This is a genomic window from Candidatus Deferrimicrobiaceae bacterium (assembly GCA_035256765.1).
Classification (GTDB): Bacteria; Desulfobacterota; Deferrimicrobia; order Deferrimicrobiales; family Deferrimicrobiaceae; genus CSP1-8.
In genome coordinates, this window is the sequence record DATEXR010000152.1 from 1 (window position 1) to 13572 (window position 13572).

9 protein-coding genes are annotated in these 13572 nt (G+C 64.2%); all 9 read right to left on the reverse strand.

Going from position 1 to position 13572, the window contains the following annotated elements; translation table 11 throughout:
- Positions 1-390 precede the first annotated feature (390 nt).
- The gene (gene recG / locus VJ307_05215; protein ID HJX73539.1) at positions 391-2532 is read right to left on the reverse strand and encodes an ATP-dependent DNA helicase RecG; all 2142 of its coding nucleotides are present in this window, start codon (positions 2530-2532) and stop codon (positions 391-393) included.
- Positions 2477-5785 carry a carbamoyl-phosphate synthase large subunit gene (gene carB, locus VJ307_05220; GenBank protein HJX73540.1) on the reverse strand — a complete coding sequence of 1103 codons (3309 nt, stop codon included), beginning with the start codon at positions 5783-5785 and terminating at the stop codon, positions 2477-2479. The genes recG and carB overlap by 56 nt, the downstream gene beginning before the upstream one ends.
- Complete coding sequence (locus tag VJ307_05225) at positions 5785-6672, reverse strand: radical SAM protein (GenBank protein ID HJX73541.1); 888 nt, start codon at positions 6670-6672, stop codon at positions 5785-5787. Before VJ307_05225 ends, carB begins: the two co-directional genes overlap by 1 nt.
- Positions 6673-7821 (reverse strand): glutamine-hydrolyzing carbamoyl-phosphate synthase small subunit, encoded by a 1149-nt coding sequence (carA, locus tag VJ307_05230; GenBank protein ID HJX73542.1) that lies wholly within the window; start codon positions 7819-7821, stop codon positions 6673-6675. It abuts the gene before it with no gap.
- Entirely contained in the window at positions 7814-9118 is a 1305-nt protein-coding gene (locus VJ307_05235; GenBank protein ID HJX73543.1) for a dihydroorotase, read from the reverse strand. The genes carA and VJ307_05235 overlap by 8 nt, the downstream gene beginning before the upstream one ends.
- Positions 9105-10037 carry an aspartate carbamoyltransferase catalytic subunit gene (locus tag VJ307_05240; GenBank protein HJX73544.1) on the reverse strand — a complete coding sequence of 311 codons (933 nt, stop codon included), beginning with the start codon at positions 10035-10037 and terminating at the stop codon, positions 9105-9107. Before VJ307_05240 ends, VJ307_05235 begins: the two co-directional genes overlap by 14 nt.
- 5 nt (positions 10038-10042) lie before the next feature.
- On the reverse strand, positions 10043-10603 hold the full coding sequence (pyrR, locus tag VJ307_05245; protein HJX73545.1) for a bifunctional pyr operon transcriptional regulator/uracil phosphoribosyltransferase PyrR: 561 nt from the start codon (positions 10601-10603) through the stop codon (positions 10043-10045).
- A 484-nt stretch (positions 10604-11087) separates the two neighbouring features.
- Positions 11088-11729: a signal peptidase I gene (lepB, locus tag VJ307_05250; protein HJX73546.1), complete on the reverse strand. Its 642-nt coding sequence runs from the start codon at positions 11727-11729 to the stop codon at positions 11088-11090.
- A gap of 41 nt (positions 11730-11770) precedes the next feature.
- Positions 11771-13570, reverse strand: coding sequence for a translation elongation factor 4 (gene lepA / locus VJ307_05255; protein ID HJX73547.1), 1800 nt, complete (start codon positions 13568-13570; stop codon positions 11771-11773).
- Positions 13571-13572 lie beyond the last annotated feature (2 nt).

Consider the following 13572-nt stretch of genomic DNA (forward strand, 5'->3'; position numbering starts at 1 on the left):
GAGGCCGTGCATCGAGAGGGTCGATGCACCGCTGCCGGCGAGACGCCCGACCGAGGCGTACCCGCTGCGGTACGGTGAGGGAGGGCAACGAAGGCGGAGCGGATGCAGCGGCCCTCGAATGCCGGGATCTGAGGGAATGGATTTCTGGGGGCCGGCGCCCGCTTGCGAGGATATAAAATCCCGGGGCCCCTGGCTCGCGGAGGGGTCCCCTCGGCTACGCTCGCGACCTTCGCCCGCTCGCTGCCGTTCCGCTCGACGCAAGTTCTGCCTCGCTCCACAGGCCGCCTCGTCGACCCCCCGCATCGCCCCGGGGCCCCGGTTACCGTTGCCATCGCAACCGGGCGCACGTCCGCGGCGCCCTCCGCAGGGCGTGCAGGCGGCGGAGCGAGCTTATTCCAGGGCGGCGGTCATGGCGGACTTGCTTTCCATCCACCGTTTCAGGCCCGCGTGCTCGGGGCGCGAGAGGTCCGGGTCCCGCTCCAGCAGGAGGTCGGCGATCTCGCGGGACTTGGCGAGCATCCGGGCGTCCCGGACGATGTCGGAAAAGACGAGGTCGGGGATCCCCGACTGGCGCACGCCGGCGAAGTCCCCGGGCCCGCGGATCTTCAGGTCCTCCTCGGCGATCCGGAACCCGTCGTTCGTCTGTTCCATGACGGAGAGGCGCGCGGCCGCCTCTTCTCCCTGCTCCCCTCCCGCCATCAGGAAACAGGCGGAAGGGCGGCTCCCCCTTCCCACGCGCCCGCGGAGCTGGTGCAACTGCGAGAGCCCGAACCGCTCGGCATGCTCCACCATCATCACCGTGGCCTCGGGGACGTCGACGCCCACCTCGACGACCGTCGTGGAAACGAGGAGGCGTATCTCCCCTTTCTGAAAGCGGCGCATCACGGATTCCTTCTCGTCGGCCTTCATCCGCCCGTGCAGCAGGCCGACCCCCTCTCCGGGAAAGACCTGCCGGAGGCGTTCGTACGTCCTCTGGGCGTCCCGCAGCGTCAGTTTTTCCGACTCCTCCACGAGGGGAAGGACGATGTACGCCCGCCCTCCCGACTGCAGGTCCTTGCGGACCCTCTCCCAGGCCTCCTTCCTCCGGCCTTCCGCCACGACACGGGTCTCCACCGGGGTCCTGCCGGGAGGCATCTCGTCGATGACGGAGACGTCCAGATCCCCGTAGAGGGTCATCGCCAGCGTCCGGGGGATGGGGGTCGCGGTCATCACGAGGAGATGGGGGGACAGCTTCCCCTTCCCCCGGAGGGCCGCCCGCTGGAGGACGCCGAACCGGTGCTGTTCGTCGATGATCCCCAACGCCATCTTCCGGAACTCGACCCCTTCCTGGATGATGGCATGCGTCCCGATCACCACGTCCGCCTCGCCGCCCCGTATTTCCTTCCGCGCCCTCTCCCTCTCTTTCGCCGAAAGCGAGGAGGTAAGAAGGAGGATCTTCGCCGGGAGGCCGCGGCACAGGGCGGAAAACCGGTGGAAATGCTGCTCCGCGAGGATCTCGGTGGGGGCCATGAGCGCCGTTTGCGCCCCTTTGCGCCAGGCGACCATGGACGCCACCCAGGCGACGATCGTCTTTCCGCTTCCCACGTCCCCCTGCAGCAGGCGGTGCATCGGGATGGGCCGGGACATGTCCTTGAGGATCTCGTTCAGGACCCGGCGCTGCGCTTCGGTCAGCCGGAAAGGAAGCCGCCGCTTGATCTCCTCCACGATCTCCCGGTCCCATGGCAGGGGCTCCGCGGCCTCTTTCAACACCCCGGAACGGCGCCTGGCCAGCACCCACTGGACGTAGAACAGCTCCCCGAAGATGAGCCTCTGCTGGGGAGGGGCGGAAAAGGCAAGAAGCGATTCCGCGTCCGCCACGGCCACGGGGAAATGAAGGGTCGCCAGCGACTCGTGAATCGGGGGAACTCCCGCGCTCTCGAGCATCCAAGGCGGAAAGAATTCCGTTTCCGTCGCGGCATACTTGCGGACGACCTCCCACAGGATCTTCCGGAGCGTTCGCTGCGGAATCCCCTCGACGTCGGGATAGACCGGCACGATCCGCCCCATGTTCCCGGGGTCGTCCTCGTCTCCCACTCCCAGGATCTCGGGGTGATGCATTTCCGTCCGGAACTGGAATAGACGGACCGTCCCGCAAAGAGCGACGGTTTCCCCGACCCGGAACCGGTCCGCAAGCGACGGGTGGAAATGGAACCACTTGGCCGAAAGACGCCCGGTGCCGTCGGAGAGGACCACTTCGAGAAAGCGCCTTCCTCCCCACCCCCGTCCGCCACCGCGCACCCCGAGAATCTGCCCTTTCACCGGCACGGTCATTCCGGGCGTAAGCGATCGAAGGGGGACGATCCTCCTGCGGTCTTCGTACCCTTTCGGAAAGAAGAAGAGAGCGTCCTGCGGGGTCCGGATCCCGCGGGCGGCGAGCCTCTCGGCGAGCCTTGGCCCCACTCCCTTGACATACTGGATGGAGGGGGTCTCGGCCACCCTACCGCCCGGAACCGCCACCTTGCGCGCCTTGCCGGGCCTGCCGTCCCCGCGCACCGTGGTATTCCTGCAGACTCTTGACGGAGAGATCTTCCCCGATCAGGTGAACGATCGCGTGGGCCACCGCCTTCGCCGCGGCGAGCGTCGTGACGTACGGGATGTTGTAGACGAGCGCGGTCCGGCGGATGTAGTACGAATCGGCTTTCGACTGCGCCCCGAGCGGCGTGTTGATTACGAGCGCGATCTCCCCGTTCTTGATCAGGTCGGCGACGTGCGGCCGCCCCTCGTTGATCTTCAGGACGGGTTCCGACGGGATGTCGTGTCGGTTGAGGAAATCCGAGGTGCCCCCGGTGGCCGCGATCCGGAAACCGCACTCGTGCAGCATCCGCACGGGGGGGAGCATCCCCTCCTTGTCGGCGTCCCGGATGCTTACGAACACCTTGCCCGCTTTAGGCAGCATCATCCCCGCCGCGATCTGCGACTTGGCGAAGGCCCGCCCGAAATTGGAGTCGATCCCCATCACTTCCCCCGTGGATTTCATCTCGGGGCCGAGAATCGTATCCACGCCGGGGAACTTGATGAAGGGGAACACTGCCTCCTTGACGCTGATGTGATCCGGGACGATGGTTTCCGTCAGGCCGAGGTCGGCGAGCTTCCGGCCCACCATGACCTTGGCCGCCAGTTTCGCCAGGGGGACCCCGATCGCCTTGCTCACGAAGGGGATGGTGCGGGAGGCGCGGGGATTGACCTCCAGGAGGAAGATCTCCCCCTTCTTGACGGCGAACTGCACGTTCATCAGCCCCACCACCCCGAGCTCCTTTGCAAGGGCCTTCGTCTGGCGCATGATCTCCTGCGTGATCCCGTCGGAAATCGAGTGCGGCGGAAGGGAACAGGCGGAATCGCCCGAGTGGATCCCCGCTTCCTCGATATGCTCCATGACCCCCCCGATGACGACGGTTTCCCCGTCGGCGATCGCATCGACGTCGATCTCAATGGCGTCCTCGAGAAACTTGTCGATGAGCACCGGTTTTTCCTCCGACGCCTGGACGGCGTCCGTGAGGTACTGCCGAAGGCCTCCCTCGTCATGCACGATCTCCATGGCCCTTCCCCCCAGGACATACGAGGGCCGCAGGAGAACGGGGTACCCGATCCGCCCCGCGATCGTCACCGCCTCGTCGGCGGATCGCGCGATCCCGTTCGGGGGCTGCTTGAGTCCCAAACGATCGAGGAGCTCCTTGAACCGCTCCCGGTCCTCGGCCCGGTCGATGCTGTCCGGCGAGGTCCCCAGGATCGGCACCCCTTCCCGTTCGAGGGGGACGGCGAGATTCAACGGCGTCTGGCCGCCGAACTGCACGATGACGCCGATGGGCTTCTCCTCGTCGATGATGGCAAGGACGTCCTCTTTGGTGAGCGGCTCGAAGTAGAGCCTGTCCGAGGTGTCGTAGTCGGTCGACACGGTCTCGGGGTTGCAGTTGACCATGATCGCCTCGTACCCCTCCTCCCGCAGGGCGAAGACGCCGTGCACGCAGCAGTAGTCGAACTCGATCCCCTGCCCGATCCGGTTGGGGCCGCCCCCGAGGATGATCACCTTCTTTCGGGAGGAGGGGATCGATTCGTTCTCCTCGTCGTAGGAGGAATAGAAATAGGGGGTGTACGCCTCGAACTCCGCCCCGCACGTATCCACTCTCCGGAAGCCGGGCCGTACACCCGCCCGCAGGCGGAGCACCCGGACCGAATCCTCGCTCATTCCGAACAGGCGGGCGAGCCTCCGGTCGGAAAACCCCATCGACTTTGCCCGCCGAAGCGTTTCCGTCTCCTCACCGGGAACGTTTGCGGCTCCCGCAAGCTCCCGGAACCGCTCTCCCCGGGCGAGCAGCACCGTCTCCTCCTCGATGATCTGGCGGATATTCTCGAGAAACCAGATGTCGATCCCGGTCAGCCGGTTGATCTCCTCGATCCGGATCCCCTCCCGGATCGCCTCCCCGATGAAGAGCAGCCGCCGGGAATTGGGCCGTCGAAGCTTTTCCTCGACCGCCTTCCTCCGGGTTTCCGGGGACCCCGACTCCGGCCTCGGAAGCACCGGATCAAAGCCGTACACGCCGATCTCGAGGGAACGGATGGCCTTCTGGAGGGATTCCTTGAAGGTCCGGCCGATCGCCATCACCTCCCCCACCGACTTCATCTGCGTGCCGAGGAGATCCTCCGTCTGGGGGAACTTCTCGAAGGTGAACCGGGGGATTTTGGTCACCACATAGTCGATGGTGGGCTCGAAGGAGGCGGGGGTCTCCCGGGTGATGTCGTTGGGGATCTCGTCGAGCGTGTAGCCGACCGCGAGCTTCGCGGCGATTTTCGCGATGGGGAAGCCGGTCGCCTTCGAGGCCAGCGCGGAGGACCGGGAGACGCGGGGGTTCATCTCGATGACCACCATCTCCCCCGTGTCGGGGTGGACGGCGAACTGGATGTTGCTCCCCCCCGTGTCCACGCCGATTTCCCGGATGATGCCGATGGCGGCGTTCCGCATCCGCTGATACTCCTTGTCGGTGAGCGTCTGCGCGGGCGCGACCGTGATCGAATCGCCGGTGTGGATCCCCATCGGGTCGAGGTTCTCGATCGAGCAGATGATCACCACGTTGTCGTTCAGGTCCCGCATCACCTCGAGCTCGAACTCCTTCCATCCGATGACCGACTGCTCGATGAGGACGGTCCGTTTCGGGGAGGCGTCCAGGGCCCAGCGCACGGCGTCCTCGTACTCTTCCCGGTTGTAGGCTATCCCTGCGCCCGTCCCCCCGAGGGTGAAGGAGGGCCGGATGATGGCGGGATATCCGATCGCCGGGATGACTCCGAGCGCCTCGTCGAGGGAACGGACGTACCCGGAGAGCGGGACGACGAGACCCAGCTTCTCCATCGCCTTCCGGAAGAGGTCCCGGTCTTCGGCCTTCTGGATGGCCTCGAAATTGGCCCCGATGAGCTCCACGCCGTATTTCTCGAGCACGCCCATCTCGTGCAGCGAGACGGCGATATTGAGGCCGGTCTGGCCTCCAATGGTGGGGAGAAGGGCGTCGGGCCGCTCCCGGGCGATGATCTTCTCCACCATCTCCGGGGTGATCGGCTCGATGTAGGTCCGGTCGGCGAAGTCGGTGTCGGTCATGATGGTCGCGGGGTTGCTGTTGACGAGAACGACGGTGAACCCCTCCTCCTGGAGCGCCTTGCATGCCTGGGTCCCGGAGTAGTCGAACTCGCACGCCTGCCCGATGATGATGGGGCCCGAGCCGACCAGGAGGATTTTCCGGATGTCGGTCCGTTTCGGCACTAGATCTCCTGGAGGAATACGTTGTCGAGCCCAAGCCGCCTGGCGGTCTCCACGGCGCGCTCGTACTCGTCGGGGGTGAGCCTGCGGTCCAGCCCGGGAACCGATGCGGCCTGGTACGCGGGGAAATACTGGCCCATGAGGGACAAGGGGACTTGCGGCCCGTAGGTCTCCCGCAGGCGCGCGAGCACCTTTTCGGTCTCGTCCCCCTTCCCCGGGATCACGAGGTGGCGGAGGAGAACCCCCTTCCGCGCGATTCCATCCTCTCCCGGGGAAAGCGGCCCCACCTGCCGGAACATCTCCGAGACCGCCGCCGCGTTGTGGGCGGGATAGTCCGGCGTGGCGGAAACGTCCTCCGCCAGCCGGGGCGACACGTATTTCACGTCCGGGAGATAGATGTCGACCACCCCCTCGAGCAGGGCGAGGGCCCCGGGGGAATCATACCCGTTGCTGTTGTACACCACGGGGAGGGTGAATCCCTTTTCCCGGGCGGCTGCCACCGCGCCGATGAGCTGGGGGACGTGAGGCGTCGGGGTGACGAAGTTGACGTTGTGAGTCCCTTTCCGCTCCAGCCCCAGCAGCCGCTCTCCCAGTTCTTCCGTCGACATCCTCTCCCCGACGCCCAGCTGGCTGATCGGATAATTCTGGCAGAAGATGCATTTCATGTTGCAGTGGCTGAAAAACACCGTCCCCGAACCGCGGGCTCCCGAGATCGGGGGCTCCTCCCCGTGGTGCACCGACACGGCGGCGACGCGAAGGGAGATTCCGGCCCCGCAGAACCCCGTCTCCCCGTTCCGGCGGTTCACTCCGCACCCGCGCGGGCACAGGCGGCAGCGCTCCAGGGTGCGCACCGCCCTCGCATGCCGCTTCCGCAGACTCGCGACGTCCATCTACGGTTCCTCTTCTCCGGCGAGAAGCCGGTAGAAGCGGGTGAACAGGTAGCGGGAGTCGTGGGGGCCCGGAGAGGCTTCCGGGTGATACTGGACTGAGAAGCAGCGCAGCGAGGGGACGCTCAAACCCTCCACCGTCCTGTCGTTGAGGTTGACGTGAGTGACCCGGGCCCGGTCCCCCAGGGACGTCTCGTCCACCGAGAAATTGTGATTCTGGCTCGTGATCTCTACCTTGCCGGTGAAAAGATCCATCACCGGCTGGTTGCATCCATGGTGCCCGAACGAAAGCTTGAACGTCTTCCCCCCGAGGGCGAGACCCATGATCTGATGCCCGAGGCAGATCCCGAAGACCGGCACCTTCCCCAGCAGTTCGCTTACGGTCCGGATGGCGTACGGGACGCCTTCGGGATCGCCGGGGCCGTTGGAGAGAAAGACGCCGTCGGGCCGCTTCGCCAGGATCGCGGATGCGGTGGTCTCCGAGGGGACCACCGTCACCTCCATGCCGTGGGACACGAGCATCCGCAGGATGTTCTGCTTGATCCCGTAGTCGATCGCTACGACCCTCGGGAATTGATCGAACCGGTTCCGGTACTCGGAGGCGGGGAGGTATCCTTTTGCGATGTCCCAGTCTCCGCTCTCCCACCGGGTTTCCCGGGTCGACGTGACCTCCCGGACGAGGTCGCGCCCGACGATCGGGGGGAGATCCCTGGCTTTTTTCACGAGACGGTTTTCCTCGTAGTCGACGGAGGAGATGACCCCCATCTGCGACCCGCCGTCGCGAAGACGTCTTGTCAGGGCCCGGGTGTCGACGCCCGTGATCCCGCAGATGTGGTATCGGCGGAGGTACCCGTCAAGAGACTCCACGTGGCGCCAGTTCGAGGGAAGTCGCCACACCTCCCGCACGATGAACCCTTCCACCCAGGGGCGGGAGGATTCGACGTCCTCCGGATTGATCCCGGTGTTCCCGATCTCGGGATAGGTCATCGTCACCATCTGTCCCTTGTAGGAGGGGTCGGTGAGCACCTCCTGGTACCCCGTCATCCCCGTGTTGAAGACGACTTCCCCGCCGCTCTCCCCGATGTGCCCGAACGCGGTCCCGCGGTACACGGTCCCGTCGGCAAGTGCGAGGAGCGCTTTCCGCTCAGACATCGGGGGGAACCCCCCGGAGGAGGGAATGCGTGATCCGCCCGCGGCAGAGGACGGCGACCGCCCGCCCCTTCATCTTCCACCCGAAGAAGGGGCTGTTTTGCGATTTGGACCGGACGTCCGACTCCCGGAACTCCCACTCCGCGTCCGGGTCCACGATCGTGACGTCGGCGTCGGCGCCCCGGCGGAGGGACCCTTTCCCCTTCAACCCGAGGATCCGGGCGGGCGCCGCGCTGAAAAGGTCGGCGAGGCGTGCCGGGGAGACCTTCCCGCCCGCGAGGAGCGCCATCGACAGCGGAAGAGCGGTCTCGAGCCCGATGATCCCGTTGGACGCCCCGACGAACTCGCACCGCTTCGTTAACACGTCGTGCGGGGCATGATCGCTCGCGATGACATCGATCGTCCCGTCCACGATCCCCTCGAGGACCGCCATCCGGTCCTCTTCCCCCCGAAGTGGGGGGTTCATCTTCGCGTTCGTGTTGTACCCCTCGATCGCGGCGTCGGTGAGGGTGAAATAGTGCGGCGCGGTTTCCCCCGTGACCCGAAGCCCCGCCCGTTTCGCCATCCGGAGGAGATCGACCCCCATCTTCGTGCTGATGTGCTGGATGTGGATGCGTCCGCCGGTTTGCCGTGCGAGGAGAATGTCCCGGGCGATGGCGACCTCCTCGGCGGCGTGGGGGATCCCCGGGATCCCGAGCCGGAAGGCAGTCCACCCTTCGTTCGCGGCTCCGCCTTCGGAAAGTTCGCACTCCTCCGCGTGTTCCAGGATCAGGAAATCGAACGCCCTGGCGTATTCGAGCGCCCGCCTCAGGAGCAGCGGATTCCGGATCGGTTTCCCGTCGTCCGAGAACGCGACCGCCCCCGCTTCGAAAAGTTCCACGAAGTCGGTCATCTCCTTCCCTTCCATCCCCCGGGTGACGGCGGCCACGGGGAAGACGTTCGCCGTCCCTTGCGATGCCGCCTTCTCCCGGATGTAGCGGGTCACCTCGGGGTGGTCGTTCACCGGGCTGGTGTTCGCCATGCAAACCACGGAGGAGAATCCTCCGGCTGCTGCTGCGGCCGTTCCCGAGCGGATGTCCTCTTTCCACTCGTACCCGGGATCGCGGAGGTGGACGTGCATGTCGATCAGACCCGGAAGCACCCATTTTCCCCCCGCGTCGATCACCCTCCCGTCGAATTTCCCCGGAGAGCCCGCGCCGGGGAGGATATCCATGATTTTTCCTTCCGCGATGACGATACTCCCTGTCTCGTCTTTTCCCGTTTCGGGATCGATCACGCGCCCTCCCTCAATGAGCAGCATTGTGTCCTCCCGCGAGAAGATAGAGGAGCGCCATGCGGATGGCGACACCGGTCTCTACCTGGTTCAATATGATCGACTGCGCGCTGTCGGCCAGTTCGTCGGACAGTTCCACTCCTCGATTGATCGGCCCCGGGTGCATGATCACGGCGTCCTTTTTCGCCAGGGAAAAAATTCCGCTGTTCAGACCGTACGTGCGGGAATACTCCCGAATAGACGGGAAATACGCGGTTTTTTGCCTCTCGAGTTGGATCCTGAGCATCATTACGACATCGGCGTCCCGGACCGCCTCCCGGATGTCGTTCGTCACGTTGGCCCCTCCCCGCGCCATTTCCCTCGGGAGGAGGGTGGAAGGGCCGCAGAGCCAAAGATCCGCTCCCATCCTGCCCAGGGAATGGAGGTTGGAACGGACGACTCTGCTGTGAAGAATATCTCCTATTATTGAAACCTTAAGGCCTTTTATCTTTCCTTTAACTTTAAGAATGGAGAACAGATCCAGAAGCCCCTGCGTCGGATGTTCGTTCGATCCGTCCCCGGCGTTGATGACGGAACACGAAACGTGACGCGACAGAAAGTGGGCCGCCCCGGACGCCGGATGACGCATGACGATGATATTCGGTTTCATCGCGTCGATGTTCCTCGCCGTGTCCAGGAGGGTCTCCCCCTTCGCGACGCTCGAGGACGTGGAACTGAAGTTCACCACGTCCGCCGAAAGGCGCTTCCCGGCGATCTCGAAGGAGGTTCGCGTGCGGGTGCTCGCCTCGAAGAACAGGTTCACGACCGTCTTCCCCCGGAGGGCAGGCACTTTCTTGATGTCCCGCGTCAGCACCTCTTCCATCGACCGGGCGGTGTCGACGACGAACTCGATCTCCTCCGTGCTGAAGTCCGCCAGCCCGAGTACGTGCTTCCGCCTCCAGTCCATACGATTCATTCTCCCTTCCCGGGGGTGCTCTCCTTCAGCATCACCTTCCACTCCCCCGGTTTTCCCTCGACGACGGCTTCGATGGTCTCGTTTCGCGCGGTGGGAACGTTCCGGCCGACGTAGTCTGCCCGGATGGGCAGTTCGCGATGTCCCCGGTCGATCAGGACGGCGAGCTGGATGTTCATCGGGCGCCCGAAGTCGATCAGCGCGTCCATCGCCGCGCGGATCGTCCTTCCCGTGAACAGGACATCGTCGACGAGGACAACCTTCTTGTCATCGATCGAAAAGGGGATCTCCGTCCTTTTCAGCCGGGGCTGATATCCCGCCCGCGACAGGTCGTCACGATACAGAGTGATGTCCACGTATCCGGCCGGCACCTCCACTCCCTCGATCGACTGGATTTTTTTCTGGATGATCCGGGAAAGGGGGACCCCCCCGGAGCAGATCCCGACGAGCGCGATGTCTTCCGCCCCCTTGTTTTTCTCGAGAATCTCGTGGGTGATGCGGGAGATTACCCGATCCACGGCCTTGGCGTCCATGATCAACTTCCTTCCGCTCTTCTTCATCTTTCTTGACCTCTTTTGTCTGTGGGGCTATTGAAAGCGGGCAAAAAAAAACCCCCCCGGGCCCATGGGGAGGTGGTGTCGAACGATGATGCCAATGATTTCCATCCTTTGCTAACCTCACCGGATTAGCTTAAAAGGTTGGGAACGATTATACCTCCCCCGGTGCGCGTCGTCAACAGAAACGGGGCATTGCCTAGTGCAGCGTCTCGTAAATGACTTGACGCACCGATCCTCCGCCGGGATCGCAGGTGACAGGCAGCCATTCCGCGCACGGGCTCGCGGGGGGCTTCCTCTCGCTACGCTCGCGACCTTGCGCCCGCTCGCTGCCGGTTCCGCTCGACGCGATTTCTCCCCTTCGGCGGGACACTCCTCCAACCGTACTACCGACAACCTCCAGGAGTGTCCCCCCGCTGCGAGGAACCCCCCGCTGCGCCCTGTGCGCGCAGACGGACTCGATTGCCCATGGGTTTTACGAGACGCTTCCCTATCGCAATACTCCCCCGAGGCGGTTCCACCGCACGAGTTCCGGATAGCGCCAGACCTCGTACCATCCCACGTTGGCGCTCCAATCGATGGAAAAATAGATGAACAGGGCTTTCCCGACGATCGCGTCCTCGTCGACGAATCCCCAGAACCGGGAGTCGTAGGACCGATCCCGGTTGTCTCCCATGGCGAAATATTTCCCCGGCGGGATTTCCACCCGCGGCATGTTGTCCCGGTTCCGCCCGAACCCCTCGACCGAGTTCCCGTCGGCAAACCGGGTGTAGTCCTCGCGCAGCGGCTTGCCGTTCCGGTACACCACCTTGTCCCGGATCTCCATCGTGTCGCCCGGGACGCCGATGACGCGCTTGATGAAATCCTTGCTGGGATCTTCCGGGAACACGAAGACGATGATGTCGCCGTGCCGGGGGGTCGTGTACGAGAGCACCCTGCCCCTCGTGTAGGGGATGTGATACCCGTAGAGGAATTTGTTGACGAAGATATGATCGCCGACCAGCAGGGTGTTCTCCATCGATCCCGAAGGGATCTTGAACGCCTGGATGACGAAAGTCCGCACCAGCAGGGCGATCAGCAGCGCAACGGCAAATGCCTCGACGTACTCGCGAATCTTCCCTTTTCGGCGCATCTCTTCTCCCGCACGGCCGGCGTGGTTTGCCGCCTTCCCGGTCATTCCTTGACCTTCAGGATGGAGAGAAAGGCCTCCTGGGGAATCTCCACGGTACCGACCTGCTTCATCCTCTTTTTGCCCTCTTTCTGCTTCTCCAGCAGCTTTCTTTTCCGCGTGATGTCGCCCCCGTAGCATTTCGCAATGACGTTTTTACTGATCGCCCTCACCGTTTCCCGGGCGATCACTTTCGAGCCGATGGCGGCCTGGATCACGACCTCGAACAGCTGCCGGGGGATGAGTTTTCGTAAGCGTTCGGCCACGTCCCGACCCTTGAAATACGCCTGGTCGCGGTGGACGATGAGCGAAAGGGCGTCCACCTTCTCCCCGTTGATCAGGATGTCCAGCTTCACGAGGTCCGAGCGGCGGAACTCGTGCAGGTCGTAATCCATGGAGGCGTATCCGCGCGAAGCGGTTTTCAGCTTGTCGTAGAAGTCGAGGACGATCTCGTTCAGAGGCAGCTCGTACTCGAGGATGACCCGGTTCGAGGAGAGAAATTTCATCTGCCGCTGCAGCCCCCGCCGCTCCTCGCACAGCTTGATGATCGCGCCCAGGTGCTCCGACGGCAGGTGGATGGTTGCGAGGATGATCGGTTCCTCGATGTGGTCGAGCGCGAGCGGGTCGGGAAGCCGTGCCGGGCTGTCGACTTCCGTCACGCTCCCGTCCCGGCAGATGGCCCGGTACCCGACGGTCGGGGCGGTCGTGATGAGTTCCACCCCGTACTCACGCTCCAGCCGCTCCTGCACGATTTCCATGTGGAGGAGGCCCAGGAAGCCGCATCGGAATCCGAACCCGAGGGCCACGGACGTTTCCGGCTCGGCGGTGAACGAGGAGTCGTTCAGCCGCAGTTTTTCGATCGCGGTGCGCAGCTGCCCGAAATTGTCGGAGACGACGGGATAGAGCCCCGCGAAAACCATCGGCCGGATCACCTGGAAGCCGGGCAGAGGGACCGCCGCGGGACGCTTCGCGTCGGTGATCGTGTCCCCGACTTTCGTTTCGTTGAGGTCCTTGATGTTGGCGATGACGAACCCGACCTCGCCGGGGCCCAGGGATTCCACTTCTTTGGGGTGCGGGGAGAAGACCCCGACCTTCTGGATTTCGAAGGTCCTTCCCGTGGACATCAGGGAGATCTTCTGGCCGACCGCAAGCCTGCCGTCGAATATCCTGGCCAGAATGACCACCCCCTGGTAGTTGTCGAACCAGGAATCGACGATCAGCGCCTTCGTGGGCGCGTTCTCGTCCCCGGAGGGGGGCGGAACGAGCCGCACCACGGCCTCGAGGATTTCCTCGACGCCGGTCCCCTTCTTGGCGCTGACCGCGATCATCCCCTTGGTGTCGAGCCCGATCACGTCCTCGATCTCCTGCCGGACCCGGTCGGGCTCTGCGTTGGGCAAATCGATCTTGTTCAGAACCGGAATGATTTCCAGATTCTGGGCGAGCGCCATGTACACGTTCGCGAGCGTCTGGGCCTCTACCCCCTGGGACGCGTCGACGACCAGGATCGCTCCCTCGCAGGCGCAGAGACTGCGGGACACCTCGTAGGAGAAGTCGACATGCCCCGGAGTGTCGATCAGGTTGAACACGTACTCCCTGCCGTCCTTCCCGCGGTGGTTCATTCGGACGGTCTGGGCCTTGATGGTGATCCCTCTCTCCCGCTCGATCTCCATCTTGTCGAGGAACTGGTCCACCTTCTCCCGGCCCGTGAGCGTTCCCGTGATCTCCATCAACCGGTCTGCGAGGGTGGATTTCCCGTGGTCGATATGGGCGATGATGGAAAAGTTGCGGATCTGTTCTGCGCGCATGC